The following is a 21,614-nucleotide window of genomic DNA, read 5'->3' on the forward strand; positions in this document are numbered from 1 at the left end:
ATGCAACAGACCCAATAAAAGCATAGGCTTATACAGCTTTCCTCGATCGCTTGCACTTCCATGCGAATTGCCCGATGGTCGTGCCGGAGACGGGGATCGTGGTTGCAGGGCACCATGACATTCGCGGATCACCAGGGAGGAGACTTCGCAGTGGTTCTGGTGCGTGCAATCGACGGCTTGAACGAAATAGTCGGCAGGATCGTCTCTGTTCTGGCCATCATATTCGCGGCAATCATCATATATGATGTTGTTTTGCGCTACGTATTCAGCGAGCCGACACGCTGGGCCTTTGATGTTTCCAAGCAGTTATTCGGCTTCTATTTCGTGCTGCTCGGGGGATACGCATTGCGGCACAATGCGCATGTCCGTGTCGACATCCTGACAGAAAGATTTGGCCACAATGCGCAGCGTATCGTGAGCGTTCTGGGTTATGTAATCTTCTTCTTCCCTTTCGCGTGGGTCTTTCTGACCCGGTCTTGGGAGTTCGCCATGCGCTCCTGGTCGCAGGGCGAAGTGACATACGGCGCCATTCAGATGCCAGTCTATCCACTCAAGATGGCCATGTGCGTGGCAGCGGGGCTCTTGCTGCTTCAAGGGATCTCGGAGGTTCTGAAAATCATTTTCGACCGGCAGGAGGTCTCTGAATGAATCCCGAATTTATCGCGGTTCTGATGTTCGGCCTGCTACTGGCGGGCTTGTTCCTAGGGCATCCGCTGGCATTCGTCCTGGGCGGCACGGCCGTGTTGACTGCGATAATCGCGGGCAAGCCGATGGTCTTGGGCATCGTCATCAACCGGATTTTCGGCGACGTTCTGGACAACTACACCCTTATCGCCATTCCGCTTTTCGTCCTCATGGCGCGGTTCCTGTCGGATTCAGGCGTAACGGACCGAATGTTCGAAACCCTGCGCCTTCTGCTCAGCCAGGTTCGGGGCGGACTTGCCCTTGCAGTCGTTTTCATCTCGATTCTTCTGGCCGCGACGACGGGCATCATCGGTGCCTCGATCACGGTTATGGGCGTCATGGCCCTGCGCCCGATGCTGCAATACGGCTACGCGCCTTCGCTCACCGCCGGGGTTATCGCCGCATCGGGCTGTCTCGGCATCCTCATACCGCCGTCCATCATGCTCATCCTGATGGCCAGCTATTCGCCACTGTCGGTGGGCGAACTCTTTGCTGGCTCGATGATCCCCGGTGTTATGCTCGGGCTCAGCTATGCCGTGTATGTCTACTTCATTTCCGTGATAAGACCGGACTTGGCCCCGGCGGTCGAGCCCGAAGAGAAGGTCGAACGCGCCACGCTCCTGCGTATGCTGGTGGTCGAGGCGCTGCCGCCGCTGGTTCTGATCTTCGGCATTCTCGGATCACTTCTGGCGGGGATCGCAACCGCGACCGAAGCGTCGGCCCTCGGCGCAGCATTGGCGCTCCTCATCGTCATTGCGCGTGGCCGGTTCCGGCTTGGCAGTTTCTACGGCGCGATGCTCGAAACCGGGCGGACCTCTGCGATGATCCTCTTCATCGTGGTGGGGGCGACCGCGTTCACCGGCGTCTTCAATATTACCGGCGGTCTGCGAGCAACACAGGAGATCATCCGGACCCTGGACATGGAACCGTGGATGCTGATCACCATGATGATGGTGATCGTGTTCATCCTGGGCGCGTTCCTCGACTGGACCGGGATCGTGCTCTTGTCCTTCCCGATCTTCCTGCCCATCATCCAGGAAATGCCCGATGTGAACCTGTTGTGGTTCGTCGTGCTGATGGCGGTTGTCCTTCAGACCTCGTTCCTGACACCACCGTTCGGATATGCGCTGTTCTACCTCAGGGCCATTGCGCCCAAGGAATTGCGCACAGGCGCGATCATCCGCGGCGTTCTGCCGTTCATCGCGCTGATCGTGGTGATGTGTCTGCTCGTCGCCCTGTTCCCGGCCCTGGTCACATGGCTGCCGGACGTCCTCTATACCCAGTAACCTCAACCATGGAAAAGGGAGAGACCATGACTATGAAGGTGATAACATTTGCGGCCGCGGCCGCGACAGCGGTGGCCAGCCATGCCACGGCGCAGGAAAACTGGACGATGACCACCACCTGGCCCTCGTCTCTGGAACTGATCGAAACCGACAAGCACTTTGTCGACCTGGCCAACAAGCTGACGCAAGGCGAGCTGACCATCGAGTTCTTTGAGGGCGGAGCTCTCGTCCCCTCGGGCGAGGTGTTCGGTGCTGTCGAATCCGGCACGATCCAGGCCGGCGCAGACTGGCCCGGCTACTGGGCCGGACGCGACGCCGCCTTTTCGCCGCTGGCGACCACCCCCAGCCTCTTCAATGCTGTCGACTACGTGAACTGGATTCAGCAATGGGGCGGCGCAGAGCTCTATAACGAGATCTACGGACAATTTGAAATGGTCTACCTGCCTTACGGCGTGACCAACAACGAATCCGGCTTCCGCACCAACGAGCCGATCGTTAATCTGGAAGACCTGCAGGGCAAGCGCCTGCGTCTTTCCGGCCTGGAGCAAGGCAAGCTGCTCGAGCGGCTCGGCGGTAACCAGGTGTCGATGGCCGGCGGCGAAATCTATCAGTCGCTCGAGCGCGGCGTGATCGACGGTGCCGAGTTCTCGACTCCCAATGTCGACTGGTCGGGCGGCTTTCAACAGGTCACCCAATACTGGGCGACACCTGGCTGGCACCAATCGGCCTCCGTGTTCGGCGTGATGATCAACAAGACTGCCTGGGACGCGCTGAGCCCCGAGACCCAGGAGAAACTGCAGATCGCGGCAGACGCGACACTGCTGTGGTCGCTGGCCTTCACAGAAAAACGCGCCACTGAGGCCTATGCCAAGTTCGACGAAGCGGTCGAGATCAACCGCTATGACGACGAAACTCTGGAGCAAGTCCAGCAGATGGCGAATGAGGTGATCGTCGAGACTGCCTGCGAGAACCCGAACTCGGCCAAGGTCTATCTCAGCATGGTGGAATATCTCGAGGACTATGCCCAATGGCGCGACGCCTCCGCCCCGTTCAACCTCGGGCGCACGCCCAACGGCCCGGACGTTGCCGCACTGAGAGACTGCGCAGGCTGACTTCCTCGAATGGTGCTAAGTCGAATGCCCGCCACAAGGCGGGCATTTGCATTTGAGTGCACGGGACTGTTGCATTAACCTAGTTTGGCCCCAAATCGACCGAGATGATGCATAGATCCGTGCCACATTTTGAAGAGTTGAGAATTTCTACACCTAAATATGGGCTGGAATCTTCGTCAATTGTCAGGACATTCAATTAATGCAACAGTCCCAGTTCATTCCATTAGCTCAGAGTCTGGAGGGCTATGGCAACTACAAGGCGGGCACCCGGGCCGACGCCATGCCGAGCCGCAAGACAGGCTGACAGGTCTTCCGAGTGCCGAAGGGCAACATCGATCACGGGTTGGTAATAGCTTGTGAACACCGCTTGACCGAACCAGGCATCGGGGTCTAGAAACGGATCACAGGCCTTGGCGGTGGCGCCGTATTGCAAGGCTGTTTCCCACAATTCGTTTCATGTCCTGGACGCCCGGACATCTCCTGCCCTGTTCGCGCCGGGCCTCTGGATTTATGGAGTGATGACCATGACGCATGTACTGACCGGATCGCGGGGTGCTGCAACCGGACCTCTCGTCGGGATGATCTGCATGGCGATGGCGATGCTGCTTCTGCCAGTGGGCGACACCTTTGCCAAGCTGCTGACCTCGCATTTGGGGGCGGTGGAAGTGACGACTGCGCGCCTGCTGGCGCAGGGCCTAGTGATGATGCCGATTGCTGTAGTGCTGCGGCATCGGCTGCGTGGTCCGATGTTTTCCCCCATCGTAGTGCTTTCGGGCGGCCTTGTCATGATAACGTTGACCAGTCTCGTCTGGGCGTTCTCCGTCATGCCCATCGCCACGGCCATTGCGATTTTCTTTGCCGAGCCGCTGATTTTGACATTGCTGGTCGGTCCGCTGCTTGGAGAGCGCGTTGGGCCGCGGCGTTTGGTGGCCGTGGGCGTCGGCCTTATCGGGGTGCTGCTCGTGGTGCGCCCCGGCGGCGACCTAGGGCTCGCCGCGCTGCTGCCGCTTGTGGCGGCGACGGCCTATGCGCTGAACATGATCGTGCTGCGCCGCGCGTCCGGTATCCGCTCGGGCCTGACCGTGCAGTGTGGCGCGACGGCGTATGCGTGCGTTGGCATGACATCCCTGTGCATTATCCTGGCTGCCGCCGGCTGGATCCAGCCAGACTTCGCAACGCTGCCGGATTGGGGTTGGGGTGCCATCGCCGCATCCGGTCTGTTCGCGGCTGTGAGCTTCATTCTGATTGCAGAGGCGTTCCGCCGTGCGGAGGCCGGTATGCTGGCGCCGTTCCAGTACCTGGAAATCATTGGGGCGACCATTGTCGGCTACATTGTGTTCGGTGACTTTCCCGACGAGTTGACGTGGGTCGGTGTCGCGATCATCCTGGCGTCTGGACTGTATGTCTTCTGGCGTGAACAGGTGCCTTCGAACCGGGGCAGCATCTTGCCGGGTCGTCGCAGAACACGCCGCATCCGGGTGCGTTGACCGCCACATTCTTTGGCTCGGCCGAGGGGGCGGTGCCGGGCCATGGCGGTCTGCGCCGCAAACGTGTCATCTCGCTTGGATCAGGGCAATCTGTTCGCGGGCCTCTTCAAGGATATCCGCCACGATCTCGGCAGCGGGGCGGATGGCGTGTACGTCTCCAACGCACTGACCGGCAAAGAGTGCGAGTTCATCCAGATCGCCCTGCATCGAGCGCAGCGGGGAGTCCGTGCTCCAGCGATATATCGGCTTGCCGTCCTCGTCGGCGATCCGGTGGCGGGGGATCGCGTCGGGGTCGTGGCCGAACAGCCGGTCGCCCAGACTGTCGGTGACGGCGGAGCGCAGGACCCTGACCGCGGCGCCCTTGGGCCAGTTGATGACGAAGGCGTCCGTATGGACCGTCTCGTCCGAGGTCGCCTGAACGACGCGCTGTTTGTGAAGTTCATGGGCAAAGGCTTCCGTTGCCGCGAGGAAGGCCGTGCCGCAGTGGATGCCCTGCGCACCGAGTGCCATGGCCGCAACGAGGCCGCGTCCGGTTGCGAAACCGCCCGAAGCGATGACAGGCAAGTGGGTTGCGGCTGCCACCTGCGGCACCAGAACAAGCGAGGATACAGTGCCGTGCACATGCCCGCCGGCCTCGACGCCCTGGGCGATGATCGCGACCGCGCCGGCCGCTTCCGCGGCGCGGGCCTGGCTGACTGAGCCTACCTGGTAGATGACCTGCATGCCAAGGTCGTTGCCGTGCGCGACGGCCTCGGGCATGACATCCCAGAAGAAGACCAGAGTTTCGATGCCTTCGTCCTTGCAGGTCTTCAGCTGTTCGGTGAAGAGGTCGGGGGCGGTCGCAGCCGGAATGAGGTTCACCCCGAATGCGCGGTCGGTTCGGTGTCGCACCTCCGCGATTTCCCGCTTTATCAGGTCGCAAGGCTCGCGCACCATGCCGAGGCATCCGAACCCGCCCGCACCGGAGACCGCCGCCGCCAGTTCGGCGCGTGCGACGCCGCCCATGCCCGCCTGAAGGACGGGGTAATCGCAGCCAAGAATGTCGCAGATTGGTTGGTGCAGTATGCCGCGCATCAGGTAACGGATCTTCGTTCGAGATAGTCCTTGAGCGCGACGGCGTTGTTGTGACGCTCGTCCTTTGCGCCATAGATCAGCGTGACCCGGCCTTCGCGCACCTGACCGGCAATCCGTTCGACCGCGTCGCGCCGTTTGTCGAGTTCCGCGAAATACGCGTCGCGGAACTCATCCCATTTGCCGGGGTCGTGGTCGAACCACTGGCGCAGGTCCTTGCTCGGTGCGACGTCCTTTTCGCATGCCGCGATATCCAGGGCCGCCTTGGACACGCCGCGCGGCCAGACCCGGTCGACCAGAATGCGCGTGCCGTCATTCGCATGCGCCTCGGCATAGGCGCGCTTGGTCCAGATCTGCGTCATTGCGCTTGGTCCCGGGCCGGGTCGACGAGGATCATGTCGTCCATCGCGATGTCGTGGGGTTGCGGATAGATCGTGCGGAGTGTCGAGACAACGTGCCCGACACCAATTGCGCGGACCCTCGGTGAGAGACTGGCCAACGTCCGGTCGTAGAAGCCGCCACCGTATCCCAGCCGGAACCCTGCCGCATCGGCGCCGACCACTGGCGAGATCACGATGTCCGGCAGAAGGCACGTGTTATTGTCCGGAACCGGGATTTTCCAGACACCGCGCCGCATGGAACAGCCCGGGATCCATTCCCGGAACACGAGGGGCTTTGCCTTGTCGACGACTTCGGGCAGCCCGATCCGACCGCCGCGCTCGGTCACACTGCGCATCCAGTCGCGCAGGTCGGGTTCGCCGCGAAACGGCCAGTAGATGCCGATGACGGGTTTCGACGCGAGATCCACCGTCGAGTCCAGGGTCGCGGCGATGCGGCGCGATGTTGCCTGTCTGGTGCGGACCGAAAGTTCGAGGCGTTTCTCGATCAGGTCTTCACGCTGAAGCTTGCGCCAGCGTGCGATTTCCGACCAGTTCCCGGGGTCGGGCGGCGACACGGCACGCGCACTGTCGTCGAACTCGTGCATGTAACAAGGGGAGGATGCGTATCCTCTGTCGGTCATTTCGGTCTCCGTCTGATGTGGGGCGTGAAAAAGCCCCTTCGAGCGGGTCGTGTGCCGCACGAGGCGAACCTTGCAGCGTCAACGCCACTATCGGCCACATTGTGAAATCGCGAAAACGAATTTAATCAATATTTCAAATCGCGATTCGCGATACTATGGTTAGGTATGAACATTGAACATGCACGCACGTTCCTTGCGGTGTCCGACAGCGGCAGCTTCGTAGCCGCGGCCGACCTGCTGCACATCACGCAATCGACGGTCAGTGCCCGGATCCACGCGCTGGAGCAGTTGCTGGGCCGGCGGCTGTTCAACCGCAGCAAGGCGGGCGCGGTTCTGACGCATGACGGTGAACGGTTCCTGATCCACGCGGGGCAGATGGTGCGCGCGCTGGAGCAAGCGCAGCGAGAGATCGGCTTGCCCCGGAGATTTTCCGCCCGCATCAACATAGGTGCCCGGATAGGTCTGTGGGAAGCATTCCTGACTCCATGGCTTGCGGACATCAGCGTGGCCCGACCCGATCTGTCATTGCGCGCGGAGATCGGATTCGAGCCGGAACTGATGCAGGGCATCGTGGATGGCCGTTTGGATATCGCGGCTATGTATACACCGCAGCGGCGGCCAAACCTGGACCTGCTGCCATTGTTCACCGAACGCCTTGTCATGGTGACCTCTGACCCCGAGGGCGCGATGACCCCCGACGCCTATATCCATGTCGATTGGGGGCCGGAATTCTCGGATCAGTTTAGTGCGGGGTTCCCGGGTTTTCCCAGCCCGGTTCTGTCCGTCAATATCGGCTGGCTGGGGTTGCAGCATCTGCTGGTGCGCCGTGGCTGCGGCTATTTCCCGGAGAGGCTGGTCGAGCGACACCTCCGGAAAGGCAACTTGCAAACGGTGGCGCGCGCGCCGGTTTTCGACCTTCCCGCCTGGGTGCTGATCCGCGAGGAGCGGGACTTTGACGTGATCGATCCGATCCTCGCGGAGGTTCGAGCCTTCCGATGATGGGACGGCCGGATTTCCGGTTCGGTCATTTGCTCTGTTGAACCTTTCGCCAAGCGATGAAAGTTTGTGCGCAACTTGCCGGGAGGCGGTTCTTTGCACATTTTGAAATCACTTGGCCCTGCGGTTGCGCGTGTTTCCGGCGTCGAGGCCTTGCGGGCAGGGCTTGGTGCCCTGATCGGGCTGGGGCTGACCGGACTGCTCGTGCTGTCGCCGACTGTCGACCTGGAACTGGGGCTGTACCTTGTCGCCCCCTTCAGCGCCACGTCCGTTCTGTTGTTCGCGATCCCGAACAGCCCGCTCGCGCAACCTTGGTCCGCGATTGTCGGCAATACGATAGCAGCACTGGTCGGAGTCGCCGTTTGCCTATGGGTCGACGACCCCGCCTTGAGGGTCGGCCTTGCCGTGGGACTGGCCGTAACCGCGACGATGCTGTGTCGCGCCGTCCACCCGCCGGCGGGTGCGGTGGCCATGACGGCGGCCCTGTCGCCCGATGCCATCGCGCATCTGGGGTTCTGGTTCGCGATTGCGCCGATTGGCGTGGGTACCGTGGCGCTTGTGGTTTTTGCGACGATCTATGCGCGATTGACGGGGCGGCACTACCCGTTTCGGCAGTTCGATGACCCAAGCCAGCACGGGACTGGCGACCGAAATCCGACCGAACGGCTAGGGCTGTCCGAGGAAGAACTGACAAACATCCTGGAGCGCTACAGCCAGTCCTTCAACCTTGGGGTCGAGGACCTGGCGCGCCTGATCGGGGCAGCGGAGATGCAGGCCGCGGCACATCACTCCGTTCCGATGACGGCGCAGGACATCATGTCTCGGGACCTTGTCACGACCCACCCCGAAACGCCGCTGAGCGATGTCGCGGACCTGTTCCGGCAGCATCGTTTCACGTCCCTTCCTGTCGTCGAGCAGGGCGAGAAGTTCCTTGGAGTCATCTTCCAGATCCACTTGATCCGCCAGGCAAGAGAGGATGCCTTGCGTCTTGACCGCGGATACGCAGCCGCCTTGCGACGCCTGCTGGACCGAAGCCGAGAAAATCCGTCAAGGGCCGGAGACATCATGAGTGTCGCCGGTCCCCGTGCGATGGCCGATACGCCCATCGGGGCGTTGCTGCCGATGATGGCCGACGGGGGACGGATGCGGTTCCTGTTCTGGAAAAAGACAAGATCATTGGCATCGTTACACGAACGGACCTTGTCGCGGCGCTGGCGAGAAACGTCGTGCGAACAAACCCGAATTAGGTAGATGTGTGGCTACGGAGTTCGGTTGCGGTAAAAGTACTTGATCAACTCAATGGATCGGGCGATGGCGGAGGCCGCGTCAGTGGAACGCGACTATGGAGAATTGGCCCCAACTTGCAGTCAAATCGGGAGCGAAATGACTAAAACGCACGACGTAACCGAAGCCAAGCGACCGTGGCCGAGTCCTTATGTTCAGGTTGGAGGGCTCGTCGCCGGAATGGCGTTAATTGCGCTTGGTAACGGACTGATGGCAACTTACGTGCCGGTACGCCTCGATCAGGCGGGACTCGGGCAGCGCAATGTTGGGCTCGTTGTGACGGCGTATGCTGCGGGCATGTTGCTTGGATGCCTTCTGTCGGGGCATATGGTGCGTCGCAGCGGTCACGTGCGTGCATTCACATCGCTGGCGGCCATCGGCACGATTTCGGCGCTTTTGCTGGCCCTCGACGTAGGTTTATATTCCTGGGGCGGACTGCGGGTATTGGGCGGGTTCTGCACGACCGGAATGTTCATGGTGGCTCAAAGCTGGCTGAACGCCGTGACCATCTCGAATTGGCGCGGGCGGGTCATGGCACTGTTTTACATAAGCTACACGCTTGGACTCGCCGGCGGCGCACTTCTTATGCGGGCGGTGGATATCGAAGGAACGGCGGCCCTGATGCTGCTTGCGGGTCTTTACGCAGCGGCCGTGATCCCGGTCGGGCTTACGCGGTTGCAGCAGCCAGCGCCGCCCGAGCGCATAGCGGTCCGACCGATTGCAGTTTACCGAATTTCTCCCGTCGGCCTGATAGGGGCGTTCGTTTCGGGCGGGCTTGGCATGACGATGATGGGCGTTGGCCCAATGTATGGCACCGAGGTCGGACTGGAGCCGGGCGACATCGCTCTTCTGATTGCAGCCCTTCAGGGGGGTAACATGGTTATACAATGGCCACTGGGCTGGCTCAGCGACAGTATGGATCGACGGAAAGTCATTCTTGGCGCAGGGCTTGGCGTCTCAGCAGTGTCGATTGTGATTGCGGGTGGCGGCGCAGCACTCAGCGGCGATGGTTTTTGGGCACTTCTCGTGCTGTTCGCAATTTGGGGTGGGCTCGCGGAGTCGCTCTACACGATCTCAACCGCTCACACCAATGACCACACGGATCCGGCCGATCACGTGATGGTTTCATCCACGATTCTAATTATGTGGGCGAGCGGAGCAACAATTGGTCCGGCGGTGGCGACCGCGGCTCTTGAGTTTGCCGGTACGTCAGGGCTTTGGGCGTTCTTCCTGGCGGAAGCAAGCTTCTTCGCCGCTTTCGTTCTCTGGCGCTTGGCCCAGCGAGGGCGTCCGGATGCCGAAAGCCAGGAAAGCTTCCAAAGTTGGCCGGCCTCCGCGCCACCTATTCCCGAGTGGAATCCCAATGCTCCAGAAACGAAGTGAACCGCAGGTTTGCACCACCAAGAGGATAGGGCAGCAGTCAAATAAGGATCGGTCCTGCTAATCGCCTAGGCGTCGCGCAACCACAGAACATTCGATGCGTCCTCTGCCTCGAGCACTGAAACATCGAAACTGAGCATACCCGTGCACGTTGTTTCGTCATCGCGTAGCGCGTCCAGAAGAGTTAAAGCGTACGAAGCCTGAGCTTCCGAATTCAGTACTAGGCTGCTTGAAAATTGAGTAAAGTGGCAGGCCATTTGCGTCTCCATTGTTGTTATGGAAAGCACTTGGGTCCGAAATCTTAAAGAGTTGTAAAATTCTGAGATAAGCCCAGTATATTACCTAAATATCAAGGTCTTACGTGGTTTCGCGTTGACTTTCGGTTTCACACGGCGCCCTTAGAAAAGGCGACACCGGCGATGCCGGTGTCGCTACAGGATCGCCCAACGGGAGACGGAAGGGCGATCAATTCGGTTGTGAGCGATACCTGAACCGCGACTCCTATTGCTTCTGAGGGTAGGGGGATCGTCCCATCTCTTCCATCATCTTTTCCCGGAAGACCTCTGCGGGTGTCTTCCACCCGAGGCACTTTCGAGGTGTCGCGTTGAGGCGGTCGCAGATCATTTTCAATTCATGATCTGAGACCGCCGTGATGTCGCGCTTCCTTGGTAGCCATCTTCGGGCGCGGCGATTGGTGTTTTCCACGGTGCCTTTCTGCCACGGGCTAGATGGATCGCAGAACCAGGTTTGCGTCCCGATCTCGGCCTGAAGGTGGGGCCAGCTGACGAACTCGGTGCCGCGGTCGAAGGTGATGGAACGACGCGCGACGTAGGGCAGATCCCGCACGGCTTTCATGATCTTGCCCATGACTGGTTTCGTGCGCTTGTTCGGGTTCTTCAGCAGAACTGTGAAGCGGCTCATGCGCTCCACGAGGGAGGTCACGTTTGACTGACCGAAGCGTTGTTTGAACAAGACAAGATCGGCCTCCCAGTGCCCGAACTGACGCCGATGCGCCACATCGTCCGGGCGGAACAGGATACCGACATCACGGTCGAACTTGGGTTTCTGGCGCTTTCTGGCACGGCGCGGCCGACGGGCTTTCCGGTGCTCGGGCAGGTACCACCAGAGTTCCTGCGCCATGCCTTCTTTGGAATAGATATAGCGATAGATCGTCTCCTGACAGACGCGCAGTTTTGCGCCTTCATAGATCATACGGTTGCCAATCTGCTCGGGCGTCCAACCTTGTTTGATCCGCTGCACAACCGTCTTGCACAGCTCAGGATGCCGGATCAGCTTGCGCTCCACAGATCGACGCTTGTTCGTCTGCAATTGCGCCGCGTGGCCGAAGTAGCCCGCGTACTTCTTCGGGAAGGCATCATCGGCCCAGAAGTTGCGTTTGATCTCGCGAAAGATCGTCGATTTGTGGCGTTTCAGAACGCGTGCCATCTCTCTGACGGGCACCTTTGCATGCCACCAGCTCTCAATCTTACGGCGTTCTTGTAGTGATAGTTGCGTGTAAACGGCTCCCATGCCATGATCTCCCATTAGATAACTCATTGTTTTCTAATAGGAGTCGCACTTCAGGGTAGCGCGCTCCCGGGTACAACTCCGTGGCGCATAATTTATCTTATGTTAATTTCAGAGATGCAAGTTAGATTATTTTTACCTGCGTGCCGACTTTGGCTAAATCAAACAATTCCACGATATGTTCGTTATAGAGACCAATGCATCCGCTGGAGGACCTCCTGCCAATTTTTCGTGTGTCCTGGGTGCCATGGATTCTATAGTATTGCCAACTAAGACGCAGCGCCCTGATACCTAGCGGGTTCTCTGGCCCTGGCGCCACATATTTTGGTAAGGTTGGGTCGCGCTCAAGCATTGAAGGTGTTGGTCGCCAATCGGGCGCAGGATCCTTGTAGACTACGCGAGTATACCCGCGGCGTGTGAGCTCTTCGCTCATGGGTACGCTCGTTGGATAAAGTTTGTAAATGCTTTCGTCTTCAGACCAGAACTGCAGCGCTCTGGAAACCGTATCGCACAATATCGCTCCGTTCTGAAGATTGTCGAAGTGATCTTGCCACTCGTCTATCGAAAATGAAGAGATATTCCGTTTAACTGTATCCGGCTCTGCATTGTTCTGAGACAAGCCGGGGCCGGCCGAAATTGATAATCCAGCTCCCATGATCGAGCGCAAAGCCATTCTTCTATTGAGGAATTGTACCATTTCTTGAGCGTTCCTTTGCCGCTTCCATAAGACAGTTTTGCATGCTCTAGTTGCTTTAGGTTCAACTCAAGAAAACGTGAGTTTGAGCACGAAAAAAGCCGGATAGGCCGCCTCCAAACCCATATTTTTGGGAGTATGCTTGCTCGCATGGTACGCTTTAGCCATGCCAGATGCCGCCACCGAGATCGCCAGGCTGTACGCCGCGCTTGCCGCTTCGGAGCCCCGCGCCGAGGCTGCCGGGAGCGAGCTGGCGTAGACCTGGGCCGTGGTCTCGACCTCGAAAGCGATGATCAAGCATCTGAAGCTGGACTCGCCAAACTCAGGAGAGAGCAATTTGGCCACAGCTCGGAACGCCGAGCCCGGCTGATCGACCAGTTGGAGCTGCAGCTCGAAGAGCTCGAGGCGGCCACCACCGAAGACGAGATTGAAGCCCTGAATGTGGCGAAAACCTCGACCGTCGACGGCCTCGAACGCCGACGCCCGACGCGCAAGCATTTACTGGACCATCTACCGCGCGAGCGCATGGTCATCGAAGCGCCTACCACCTGCTCCTTCTGCGGGTCGGACCGCATCGTGAAATTGGACGAAGGCATCACCGAGACGCTTGAGGTCATCCCCCGGCAATGGAAGGTGGCCCAGACCGTCCGCGAGAAGATCAATCAGCTACCCGCCCCATTCCATCCGACGCCATGGGTATGGGCTGAGCCGAACTTGCCGACGATGGTTCTGTTCGAGAAGTTCCGACCGGACCAACCGCCCATCCGCTAGGCCGAGCGCTACGCCAGGCAGGGTGTAGATCTCAGTCTATCGACCCTGGATGATAAGGTCGGGGCCTGTGCTGCCGCGCTCGAGCCGATCCACGCCCTGATCCGGACCCATTCTCTGGCGCCCGAGCGCCTGCACGGCGACGCCACCACGATCTCCCTCAGTCCTTTCACCTGCCTGCCCCCGTCGCTTTCTGTTCGGAGCATCAGGCCTGTGTCCCGCGCCAGCGCCAATTCCGAATATATGAGGTTCGGATTTGGCCCTGACCCTTACGTCCGGGGAAAATTCAAACGGCGGTTTGGGCAAATTACGTCCGGCGGTTACAGAGATGCGCCGGTTGAAGGCACTTGAGCACGAAAACACTCGCCTGAAGAAGATCGTGACGGACCTGACACTGGATCGAAAAAGCTTCAGGATGTCATTGTCCGAAAGCTTTGCAGGCTCGCTGTTTACGCGAGGTTGTTACCAGGATGTACGTAGTTTGAAGTGTGTCGATCCTGAAGTCTGAAGGGTCCATCTGCTTTGACACGTGCCCGTCGAACGGATTTGGATGCCGTCGAGAGGCGGATCAAGGGTCTCACAGAGACGCGGGAGAGTCGGGTCTGAAGTCACAAGAACCGGCACAATTCGTTTTTGACCCGCGTGCCAACTTCGGCGGAAACTAAGAAATCCGTCCCAGTTACGTGCGTTTCGGTGACTCTTAATCTACTCTGCTTCTGCGATGTTGCCGTGGCCATAAAGGGCGGCGTTTTTATGTGCGCGATCCACATGCTCGAACTCCAGGCTAGAATGACGAATGCCAAAATCACCTCTCAGAAGGCTTTTGAGTGTGGCCTTGACATTTTCTGTCTTGCTCCATCCATCTGCCGTCAAAACGATGTGACAATCGAGTGCCACTTCGTGCTCTTGCATCTGCCATAAATGAACATGGTGCACGTCCTCGACACCTTCCGCACTCCGCAAAGCCTCGAGGACAGCGTCGTTGTCGATGCTGGGTGGGCTACCGAGCATCAATGTCCGGATAGGTTCGCCTATCTCGATAATAGCCAGATAGAGGATATAAAAAGCGATGCCGATGGTGATCGCCGGATCGACCCATCGCATGTCGTAAATAATGATTAAAGAGCCGCCAATGACTACCGCTACAGAAGCCAAGGCGTCGGACAGGTTGTGCAAAAAGAGCGCACGAATGTTCACGCTGCCCTTTTGCATCGAATAGGTGAGCAGCGCTGTCAAAGTGTCGACCACCAGTGCCACACCACCCAGAACTACCACTGTCCAGCCTTGGACTTCTGTAGGATCAATCAAACGTATGCCACCTTCATAGATGAGATACAATCCAATCAAGATAAGGGTTGTATAGTTGATTAAAGCCGCGACGATCTCGACTCTTCCGTAGCCGAATGTCATGCGATCGTCCGCGGGCCGACGAGCAATCTTTCGCGCGGCGAAGGCAATAACCAACGATGCCATGTCTGAGAAATTGTGCAGCGCATCCGCGATCAACGCGAGGCTTCCGGATAGTATCCCACCGATAATCTGCGCGAATGTCAGAAGGCCATTAGCCCAGATGGCAATAAATACGCGTCGGTCGCCTGTTGCTGGGTCAGTTTGCGCGTGGCCGTGATCATGCGGCACGGTCTGCCTCCTCGTGACTGTGATTTCGTCGACTGGACTGGGAGTCTCTTGGTAGTTTTCCGCTCCGAATCGCACGTACTCGCGCGTTCATCCAGTGCCGTATGAAGCGGCGAAAGAGCCAGTTGCGCAAAAAACCGAAGTCTTGACGATACTCTGAGAAAAACTCGTCTGGCTCATCGAACGTGCCTAGATCACGGACAATACCATTGTCCTGGATGTAAGTGTCGGTACCGTTCCAACCGATAGGCGGTGCACTCAGGCATTCCGTCGCAACACCGAAACCGCATAGCACCTCCTCATCGCCGAATTTCCGTTGAAGCGTTTGCAAAAAAGAAGTGTCTAGAATGAAACCCTCAAGATTCACCCAACCCTCAACTGTTTCGACCTCGACCCAAGAATGTAAAATTTCAGAAGGTGCGAGCGGGTAGACAAGTTCTGGCACGATGCCCCTCTGAAGTGCCTTGTGAATGGTAAACCCATGAAGCCTGCAACGTATGCCGACACTGCGAAGCAAAGCCATGAGGAGTGTACCCTTGGTGTTGCACTGACCGTAGCCATCCTCCAGCACCTCGGAGGCTTGAATGTCGTCAGAACGGTTATAACCAAAGGCAATTTCGTCCCTAACGAAGTTGTAGGCAGCGCCAATGCGATCATGTTCTGCAAGAGCTTTCCAGTGGCGGCCGTTGGTCAACTGCCGAATTGAAGTTGCGTCATAATTCAGCAATCGCGTTTTTTTTAGATAAGGCTCGACCTTCGTCATAGAATCTCTCCAAGACTAGCATGTCCGGAACAATAGTTGCTACAGTGGCTATAGCTTCAACCCCAAACCTATGCGCACCTCGTGGATCGCATCCGCACGCGGCATCCTTTTTCCGACAAGAACGTCAACCTGCCGCAACAGCTGAACTATTTCGTCGGGCTTGTGTCACTTGTTTGCCATTCTCTGTCCTCCGTTTCCTAAACATAACGGTGGACCAATTTAGAGGGGGAGGTTCAGGACCGTTCGACTTTTTCAACTATTGATGCTGGCCTGTGCAGCTGCAAAGTCTTCCACTTCTCGGCCCCACACAAGGGCTGGACAGTATACCCCCCTGCAGGCCTTTTTCGCGTCAGCCGCATGCTAAATAACGGTCAACAAGTCGCGGAGCAGTTCTTCCAGATGCCGTGGGTGTCAGCGGTTCCTGCACCAGCAGATCGAGCGTCAAATAGCTCCTCGCCGAACACCATCTTTGCTAGCTGCCATCCAACTAGCGTGTTGCACGCGCTCAGTAAAATTTTCAAGTATCGAACCCCCAAGTAGCACTCAAGCGCACGTCGTAAAACAACCTTAAATTCAGGCCAAAATCGTTAGCGGATGGGCTTTTGCGGCGGGAATATCAAGCGCCAATTTCTTGGTGATCGGTTAAGCACTCGGAATGGTCTCGAAGCACCTCCAGCACGCGACAATCCGACATTTGCCCGCCGCTGCATTCGCGCACCATTCTTTTTAATTCAGTACGAAGAGCCTCTAGACGGGCTAATCTTTGCTCGACTTGCTTTAGCTGCCGGCGGGCGATTGCATCGGCTTCCGCGCAGGACTTTTCCGGATGATCGCTGAGATCGAGGAGTTCACGGATCGCGTCCAGAGAAAATCCTAGTTGCCGTGCGTGCCGGACGAAAGATAGACGGTCGAGTTCGTCGAGGCCATAGCGCCGTTGGCCGCCTTGGGACCTGCCGGGTTCAGGCATAAGGCCGATCTGCTCGTAGTATCTGATGGTCTGCACTTTCGTTCCAGTCTTCTTCGCGAGCGTCCCTATTGTCAGCATTGCAGGTTCCCCATGTTACCTACAGTCAGTGTAGATTTACGCGGCGCGTATCGCAAGCTCCAACTGGGTCTCGCAGACCGGTGAGTGACCAATCGAGAAGTGCCAATGATGCTTGCACCTACAGCGGCTAGAGGATGTACGCATGTTAGATATCAAGAATCGGAACTCAAGGAGTAGCGCTAGATTTTCAAGTCTTCAGAGTTTATTTTGGGGTCTTGGCGCGTGGTGAGGATCCGGAACAGGATCAATTTTTGCAAGGCACTAGCCAATAACTGCGGCATCATGGGACGCGGGCCAAATCTGTATTCGAAAGAACTGCTGTTTTGCACGAAGCCCGAACAGGCATCGCTGTTGACCAGTCGGTTGGACAATTGGCTATGCTCCCTGCTTGACAGGTTGAAGGCATCGCAAGGCGTCAGGACATTGCACAGTGCGTCATCTTGCCCAGACAGAACGCTTAGATAAAGAGGTCAGAGAATGCGTATAGCCTTGGCTTGGTATCGCGGGTTGCTTGTGAGTTTTGCAATCTTTCTGGTTTTAGTGGCAAGTCCTGTTCGCGCCTTGGAGTCCAATGCATATCGGTCCGAAGCACTGACGGCGCGCTTGATCGTCGCGGAAGCGGGAATCGCCCCGGGATCGCTGTTTCTTTCGGCGGGTTTGAAGATTGAATTGGAGGAAGGATGGAAAGCGTACTGGCGGTCACCCGGCGAGGTTGGCCTGCCGCCGGAGATCGACTGGGAAGGGTCCACAAACCTTGAATCCGTCGACATGCTTTGGCCCGCACCCACGCGTTTTCGCGCCTTCGGAATTGAAAACTTTGGCTACGGCAAGAAAGTTACATTTCCGTTACAATTGCAGCTTATGGATTCTGATAAGTCAGCCGAGCTGAAGGCAATCGTCAATCTGCTGATCTGCTCCAATGTGTGCGTCCCGGAAAGGTTTGAACTGACTCTCCCTGTTCCATTGGGATCCGGCGTCGACGCTAGAGCCGCGACCGAAATCGCGACATGGGCCGCTCGCGTACCTGTCGTAGGAACAGAAAGCGCAATAGCGATCTCGGGCGCAGCGCTGAAGCAGGGTCAATCTTTGGTTATTCACATGACGCGGCCTTCTGGCTGGAACAATCCCGATATTTTTCCGGAGTCTGATGCAGGCTCTGCATTCGGTGCGCCCGATATCCGCATTACAAATGATCGTACCGGTCTTTGGGCAAGTATTCCGATTCTCGCGTTAAGCGAGGAACAATCCTCCCTTCGAATTACTGTCGTGGACGACGATGTCGCGGTTACATTCGATGATGTGAACACCACCGACATTGTACCTGCTCCACCTTACGCATCCGAAACCGGCCAGGATAGCGGTCAGTTTTTCCCGATTCTCTTCCTGTCCTTCCTGGGAGGGTTGATACTGAACGTAATGCCATGCGTCTTGCCGGTTCTATCGATCAAATTCGGATCGGCGCTTCGAATGAAGAATCGCTCCGTTTCACAATTGCGCGCGGGGTTTGTCGCTACGGCTGGGGGAACTGTTGCTTTCATGTGGGTACTGGCCTTAGCGGTCATAGCGCTGCAGATGCTCGGATATGCCGTTGGATGGGGTATGCAATTTCAGAATGCATATTTCTTGACAGCACTCATTCTCGTTGTCGGACTCTTCGCGACTAATTTGTTTGGAGTTTTTGAAATTTCTTTGCCCAGCAGTTGGATGGCGAGGCTATCTGGCCGCTTTGGGCGGGGGTATGCCGAAGACTTCTCCACCGGCGCTCTGGCTGCGATACTTGCAACGCCTTGTTCCGCCCCGTTGCTGGGGACAGCCATTGCCTTCGCGCTTTCCGGCACGACAGGCGATATACTTGCGGTTTTCACAGCGATGGGGATTGGGCTTGCACTGCCATATATTCTGGTTGCCGCTTGGCCTGGTTTTCTGTCCCGACTGCCCAAACCGGGACCTTGGATGATAAGATTGAAAATTGTTCTCGGATTGCTGCTTGCCGGAACCGTTGCATGGCTATGCTGGGTCTTGATCGGTGTGACGTCGCCAACCCTCACAGGCTTGGTGCTGCTGGGTCTTGGGTTCATCGTACTGGCTACGAGAGCCTATCAGGCCCAGCCCAATAACGGTTTGCTGTGGGGAATGACTGCGGTTTTGGGCATGACATTGGCGGCCCCTGCACTGCTGCCAAAAGGCTCCGATGATGTAACAGACTCGATCAATTCTTACTGGGTCGAGTTCGACCGGTCCCGGATCGCGCGTGAAGTGTCGCAAGGCAAAACCGTATTCGTGGACGTCACTGCGGATTGGTGTATCACTTGTAAAGCAAACAAAACCCTGGTCCTAGATCGTGAACCAGTTTTGGGAGCACTTGGCGAGGAAGGGGTGATTGCGATGCGCGCGGATTGGACGCGACCGGACGCGAGAATCCAATCCTATCTCGAGGCACACGGCAGATACGCAATTCCGTTCAACATCGTCTACGGTCCAGATGCGCCTGAAGGTATCATTCTATCTGAATTGCTATCCGTGGATGCGGTTCTCGAAGCGCTGTCGGCTGCCGATCTCAGCGCTGTCCGAAAACGATGAAATAGTGCCGTTGCATCGCTCAAGAGAGGCAGAACCTGCAATGGTTCAGTTTCAGGTGAAGGGAAGCTGTTATGTATCTGAGAATTCGCAGCCTCAATTTATTTTTTGATCCGATCCAATCGGGCCGTGGCGGCGGCACGCGTCGGGTCGGTTTCCGGAAGGCTTTCGGCCAAGCTGCGCGCTTTGTCGGCGGCTTTCTGGGCAGCATCAAAGTCACCCAACACACTGTACGCCTCCGCTAGCCGAAGCCATCCTTCAAGATTGGCTGGGTCATTCAACAATCGCGCCGCCAAGCGGTCAACCATGGAGCGGACAAAAGTGCTGCGCTCCTCGACTGACATATCTTGGGCGGCCTCGATATCGACCGCACGGGGGCCCCGTGCGTCCTGTGGATCCGGAATTAAATCAGCTAGAGTGACAGGGGTCTCTCCGACCTGTTCCCCCAATCGGTTGGCGACAGACAGAAAAAGTTCCATCCACGGATAGGCGCGATCCGCTCTCTTGAGACGCTCGATCAAAAGCGCCCTCGCTTCCTCTGGAACCCCGTCCTGTTCGAGGATCCGGGCCCTATAGAAAATTGGGCCTGGATCATCAGGGTCCATCTCTGATGCACGTTCGATCACGCTTTTCGCTTGCGGCGTCACGATCCCGTTCTCGGCTGCGATCAAGGCCTCGGCAAATAGCAGTAGGGTTGAGATATCTACATTGTCGCGAACTGTGACGCGTTCGAATGCATCGGCGGCATCATCGTAACGAGCTGTACGCATATAGGTCTGACCGAGCAGAACCCAACCATCACTTGGTCCACCCGACTGGTCAGCTTCAAGCCGGGTTTTTAATCTCTGGGTTAACTCTGAGAGGTTTGCGGCTTTCTGGATTTCAGATGCGCGAGACGCCAGAGGCTGGCTGTCGATCTTTGGCGAGCCGATTTGAGAATACAAAGCAAAGGCTACCAATGGCGTAGCAATGGCGGACGCGAAGATGGTGCTTCGCCCACTTGCGCGCGACGACTCAAGTGTCGCAAGCCGACCGGCAGCCAGAATGCGGCGTTTGATTTCAACCCTGGCCGCGTCCCCCTCGGTAACGGATATCAGATTCCGCTCTTGATCAATATCAATTTCGGAAAGCTGATCCTTGAGGATAACCAACGCTCCATCCTTTCTATTCAGGACTTCACCCGTTCGATAGAGACAGGACAAGAACAGGAGGGCGGTGATGGATGCCATTGCGCCTAACACCAACCAAATCATGGGCCTCTCCGTCCTTCATTCTCCTTAAAAATGGCCTCGAACTCACGCTCTTCATCGGGGCTCAGTGGATCAGCAGTGCCATCAAGAACCGCCCTGCTTCGGCGCCTGATTGTGACAAAGACAACGCTAATCCCAACGGCAAGAAGAACCGCAGGTCCGAACCACAACAAATATGTGGCGGGTTTCAGTCGCGGCTTGAAAAGGACGAAGTCACCGTAGCGATCCACGAAAAACGCAATGATCTCGTCATCTGTTTCACCTGCAATCAGACGTTCGCGCAGCAAGGTGCGCATCGTTCGGGCAACACCAGCATTCGAGCTATCGATATCCTGATTTTGGCAGACAACGCAGCGTAACTGCTTTGAAAGCTGCCGGGCGCGCGACTCAAGCACCGGATCATCCAGCAACTCATCTGGCTCCACAGCCCAGGCCGCGGTTGTCGCGGCAAGCACCAGCACCAGTGAATAGAGCCAACCCTTCATGATTGACCACCTGCTGCGGCCAACGCAGCACGAATTTCATCCTGTGCCTCTGGCGTCACAATGGGACCAACATAGCGATAGACTACGATCCCCGTTCCATCGATCACGAAAGTCTCCGGTACGCCGGAGATACCCCACTCAATCCCGACGCGGCCTTCGCTGTCTGATCCGATCCTCTCATAGGGGTTGCCAAGCTCCTCCAGCCAATTGGCTGCATCTGCTGATTTGTCCATGTAGTTGATCCCCATCAGCCGAACACCGTCCTGTTCGACAAACCTTGTGAGCACCACATGCTCAGCACGACAGGGCACGCACCATGAAGCGAATACATTGACCAAAACCGGCTCGCCAACGCTACGAAGGGCTGCGGACGACAGTCCGGGTGTCTGAGTACCCTCTACCGGTGGGAGTTCAAAATCCGGAACTGGTTCGGAGACCAAAGCGGAAGGGATTGCGTTAGGATCACGGTCTGGGTTGAGCCCCCAGAACAAAAATCCACCCAAGACTACTGCGATCAGCGCTGGCAGCGCGAGAATGATTTTCTTCATC

19 protein-coding genes and 3 pseudogenes are annotated in these 21,614 nt (G+C 57.6%); 10 read left to right on the plus strand and 12 right to left on the minus strand.

The genetic code is table 11. The features are described 5' to 3' along the window. Window positions 1-114 precede the first annotated feature (114 nt). The 4 genes from C2I35_RS18710 to C2I35_RS18725 all read left to right on the plus strand — a co-directional run bounded on the left by C2I35_RS18710 (window position 115) and on the right by C2I35_RS18725 (window position 4,569). Window positions 115-648: a TRAP transporter small permease subunit gene (locus tag C2I35_RS18710; RefSeq protein WP_103764630.1), complete on the plus strand. Its 534-nt coding sequence runs from the start codon at window positions 115-117 to the stop codon at window positions 646-648. Further along, entirely contained in the window at window positions 645-1,970 is a 1,326-nt protein-coding gene (locus C2I35_RS18715; RefSeq protein WP_211286182.1) for a TRAP transporter large permease, read from the plus strand. Before C2I35_RS18710 ends, C2I35_RS18715 begins: the two co-directional genes overlap by 4 nt. 26 nt (window positions 1,971-1,996) lie before the next feature. Beyond that, window positions 1,997-3,082: a TRAP transporter substrate-binding protein DctP gene (gene dctP, locus C2I35_RS18720; protein ID WP_103764631.1), complete on the plus strand. Its 1,086-nt coding sequence runs from the start codon at window positions 1,997-1,999 to the stop codon at window positions 3,080-3,082. Window positions 3,083-3,498: 416 nt separating this feature from the next. Beyond that, the gene (locus C2I35_RS18725; protein ID WP_245890555.1) at window positions 3,499-4,569 is read left to right on the plus strand and encodes a DMT family transporter; all 1,071 of its coding nucleotides are present in this window, start codon (window positions 3,499-3,501) and stop codon (window positions 4,567-4,569) included. A 66-nt stretch (window positions 4,570-4,635) separates the two neighbouring features. On the opposite strand, the gene C2I35_RS18730 is transcribed toward C2I35_RS18725, so the two are convergent. From C2I35_RS18730 to C2I35_RS18740, 3 genes are read right to left on the minus strand one after another with little or no spacing between them, the layout of a single operon-like run. Beyond that, entirely contained in the window at window positions 4,636-5,643 is a 1,008-nt protein-coding gene (locus C2I35_RS18730) for an NAD(P)H-dependent flavin oxidoreductase (protein ID WP_103764567.1), read from the minus strand. After that, window positions 5,643-6,002: a DUF488 domain-containing protein gene (locus tag C2I35_RS18735; RefSeq protein ID WP_103764568.1), complete on the minus strand. Its 360-nt coding sequence runs from the start codon at window positions 6,000-6,002 to the stop codon at window positions 5,643-5,645. Before C2I35_RS18735 ends, C2I35_RS18730 begins: the two co-directional genes overlap by 1 nt. Further along, window positions 5,999-6,661 carry a 5-formyltetrahydrofolate cyclo-ligase gene (locus C2I35_RS18740; protein ID WP_211286183.1) on the minus strand — a complete coding sequence of 221 codons (663 nt, stop codon included), beginning with the start codon at window positions 6,659-6,661 and terminating at the stop codon, window positions 5,999-6,001. The genes C2I35_RS18735 and C2I35_RS18740 overlap by 4 nt, the downstream gene beginning before the upstream one ends. Before the next feature lie 165 nt (window positions 6,662-6,826). Between C2I35_RS18740 and C2I35_RS18745 the strand changes: the two genes are divergently transcribed. The 3 genes and pseudogenes from C2I35_RS18745 (at window position 6,827) to C2I35_RS18755 (ending at window position 10,324) form a co-directional block, all read left to right on the plus strand. Beyond that, window positions 6,827-7,660, plus strand: coding sequence for a LysR family transcriptional regulator (locus C2I35_RS18745; RefSeq protein ID WP_103764570.1), 834 nt, complete (start codon window positions 6,827-6,829; stop codon window positions 7,658-7,660). A 93-nt stretch (window positions 7,661-7,753) separates the two neighbouring features. Next, window positions 7,754-8,904 (plus strand): annotated as a pseudogene (locus C2I35_RS18750) (HPP family protein). A gap of 136 nt (window positions 8,905-9,040) precedes the next feature. Beyond that, window positions 9,041-10,324 carry an MFS transporter gene (locus C2I35_RS18755; RefSeq protein ID WP_170067262.1) on the plus strand — a complete coding sequence of 428 codons (1,284 nt, stop codon included), beginning with the start codon at window positions 9,041-9,043 and terminating at the stop codon, window positions 10,322-10,324. Between the two features lie 498 nt (window positions 10,325-10,822). On the opposite strand, the gene C2I35_RS18765 is transcribed toward C2I35_RS18755, so the two are convergent. After that, window positions 10,823-11,851, minus strand: coding sequence for an IS30 family transposase (locus tag C2I35_RS18765; protein WP_103764573.1), 1,029 nt, complete (start codon window positions 11,849-11,851; stop codon window positions 10,823-10,825). A gap of 121 nt (window positions 11,852-11,972) precedes the next feature. After that, on the minus strand, window positions 11,973-12,545 hold the full coding sequence (locus tag C2I35_RS18770) for a L,D-transpeptidase (protein ID WP_103764574.1): 573 nt from the start codon (window positions 12,543-12,545) through the stop codon (window positions 11,973-11,975). A 163-nt stretch (window positions 12,546-12,708) separates the two neighbouring features. On the opposite strand from C2I35_RS18770, the pseudogene C2I35_RS18775 reads away from it, so the two are divergent. Both C2I35_RS18775 and C2I35_RS22530 read left to right on the plus strand, forming a co-directional pair. Continuing rightward, a pseudogene (locus tag C2I35_RS18775) lies at window positions 12,709-13,472 on the plus strand (transposase); the annotation flags it as partial. A gap of 163 nt (window positions 13,473-13,635) precedes the next feature. After that, window positions 13,636-13,781 (plus strand): annotated as a pseudogene (locus tag C2I35_RS22530) (IS3 family transposase); the annotation flags it as partial. Between the two features lie 234 nt (window positions 13,782-14,015). Here C2I35_RS22530 and C2I35_RS18785 read toward each other — a convergent pair. The 4 genes from C2I35_RS18785 to C2I35_RS21980 form a co-directional block, all read right to left on the minus strand. Beyond that, window positions 14,016-14,948 (minus strand): cation diffusion facilitator family transporter, encoded by a 933-nt coding sequence (locus C2I35_RS18785; protein ID WP_103764575.1) that lies wholly within the window; start codon window positions 14,946-14,948, stop codon window positions 14,016-14,018. Continuing rightward, complete coding sequence (locus C2I35_RS18790; RefSeq protein ID WP_103764576.1) at window positions 14,938-15,708, minus strand: transglutaminase-like domain-containing protein; 771 nt, start codon at window positions 15,706-15,708, stop codon at window positions 14,938-14,940. Before C2I35_RS18790 ends, C2I35_RS18785 begins: the two co-directional genes overlap by 11 nt. Before the next feature lie 616 nt (window positions 15,709-16,324). Further along, window positions 16,325-16,753 carry a MerR family transcriptional regulator gene (locus C2I35_RS18795; protein ID WP_057796592.1) on the minus strand — a complete coding sequence of 143 codons (429 nt, stop codon included), beginning with the start codon at window positions 16,751-16,753 and terminating at the stop codon, window positions 16,325-16,327. A gap of 179 nt (window positions 16,754-16,932) precedes the next feature. Beyond that, entirely contained in the window at window positions 16,933-17,124 is a 192-nt protein-coding gene (locus C2I35_RS21980) for a hypothetical protein (protein WP_144435627.1), read from the minus strand. A gap of 106 nt (window positions 17,125-17,230) precedes the next feature. Here C2I35_RS21980 and C2I35_RS18800 point away from each other — a divergent pair, with 106 nt between their 5' ends. Next, window positions 17,231-19,333 (plus strand): protein-disulfide reductase DsbD family protein, encoded by a 2,103-nt coding sequence (locus tag C2I35_RS18800; RefSeq protein WP_103764577.1) that lies wholly within the window; start codon window positions 17,231-17,233, stop codon window positions 19,331-19,333. 98 nt (window positions 19,334-19,431) lie between these two features. Here the strand turns inward: C2I35_RS18800 and ccmI are convergent, their stop codons facing one another. The 3 genes from ccmI to C2I35_RS18815 are packed head-to-tail and all read right to left on the minus strand — an operon-like array spanning window position 19,432 to window position 21,613. After that, a complete protein-coding gene (gene ccmI, locus C2I35_RS18805; protein ID WP_103764578.1) occupies window positions 19,432-20,583 on the minus strand; it encodes a c-type cytochrome biogenesis protein CcmI in 1,152 nt (383 codons plus the stop codon). Then, window positions 20,580-21,065 carry a cytochrome c-type biogenesis protein gene (locus C2I35_RS18810; protein WP_103764579.1) on the minus strand — a complete coding sequence of 162 codons (486 nt, stop codon included), beginning with the start codon at window positions 21,063-21,065 and terminating at the stop codon, window positions 20,580-20,582. The genes ccmI and C2I35_RS18810 overlap by 4 nt, the downstream gene beginning before the upstream one ends. Next, window positions 21,062-21,613 (minus strand): DsbE family thiol:disulfide interchange protein, encoded by a 552-nt coding sequence (locus C2I35_RS18815; RefSeq protein ID WP_103764580.1) that lies wholly within the window; start codon window positions 21,611-21,613, stop codon window positions 21,062-21,064. Before C2I35_RS18815 ends, C2I35_RS18810 begins: the two co-directional genes overlap by 4 nt. Window position 21,614 lies beyond the last annotated feature (1 nt).

The organism is Roseovarius confluentis (assembly GCF_002917925.1).
Classification (GTDB): Bacteria; Pseudomonadota; Alphaproteobacteria; order Rhodobacterales; family Rhodobacteraceae; genus Roseovarius; species Roseovarius confluentis.

Bases quoted from the DNA above. Each gene is read 5' to 3' on its own strand.
- C2I35_RS18710 (WP_103764630.1), top strand. From the start codon at position 115: ATGACATTCGCGGATCACCAGGGAGGAGACTTCGCAGTGGTTCTGGTG.
- C2I35_RS18715 (WP_211286182.1), top strand. From the start codon at position 645: ATGAATCCCGAATTTATCGCGGTTCTGATGTTCGGCCTGCTACTGGCG.
- dctP (WP_103764631.1), top strand. From the start codon at position 1,997: ATGACTATGAAGGTGATAACATTTGCGGCCGCGGCCGCGACAGCGGTG.
- C2I35_RS18730 (WP_103764567.1), bottom strand. From the start codon at position 5,643: ATGCGCGGCATACTGCACCAACCAATCTGCGACATTCTTGGCTGCGAT.
- C2I35_RS18735 (WP_103764568.1), bottom strand. From the start codon at position 6,002: ATGACGCAGATCTGGACCAAGCGCGCCTATGCCGAGGCGCATGCGAAT.
- C2I35_RS18740 (WP_211286183.1), bottom strand. From the start codon at position 6,661: ATGACCGACAGAGGATACGCATCCTCCCCTTGTTACATGCACGAGTTC.
- C2I35_RS18745 (WP_103764570.1), top strand. From the start codon at position 6,827: ATGAACATTGAACATGCACGCACGTTCCTTGCGGTGTCCGACAGCGGC.
- C2I35_RS18755 (WP_170067262.1), top strand. From the start codon at position 9,041: ATGACTAAAACGCACGACGTAACCGAAGCCAAGCGACCGTGGCCGAGT.
- C2I35_RS18765 (WP_103764573.1), bottom strand. From the start codon at position 11,851: ATGGGAGCCGTTTACACGCAACTATCACTACAAGAACGCCGTAAGATT.
- C2I35_RS18770 (WP_103764574.1), bottom strand. From the start codon at position 12,545: ATGGTACAATTCCTCAATAGAAGAATGGCTTTGCGCTCGATCATGGGA.
- C2I35_RS18790 (WP_103764576.1), bottom strand. From the start codon at position 15,708: ATGACGAAGGTCGAGCCTTATCTAAAAAAAACGCGATTGCTGAATTAT.
- C2I35_RS18795 (WP_057796592.1), bottom strand. From the start codon at position 16,753: ATGCTGACAATAGGGACGCTCGCGAAGAAGACTGGAACGAAAGTGCAG.
- C2I35_RS18800 (WP_103764577.1), top strand. From the start codon at position 17,231: ATGCGTATAGCCTTGGCTTGGTATCGCGGGTTGCTTGTGAGTTTTGCA.
- ccmI (WP_103764578.1), bottom strand. From the start codon at position 20,583: ATGATTTGGTTGGTGTTAGGCGCAATGGCATCCATCACCGCCCTCCTG.
- C2I35_RS18810 (WP_103764579.1), bottom strand. From the start codon at position 21,065: ATGAAGGGTTGGCTCTATTCACTGGTGCTGGTGCTTGCCGCGACAACC.
- C2I35_RS18815 (WP_103764580.1), bottom strand. From the start codon at position 21,613: ATGAAGAAAATCATTCTCGCGCTGCCAGCGCTGATCGCAGTAGTCTTG.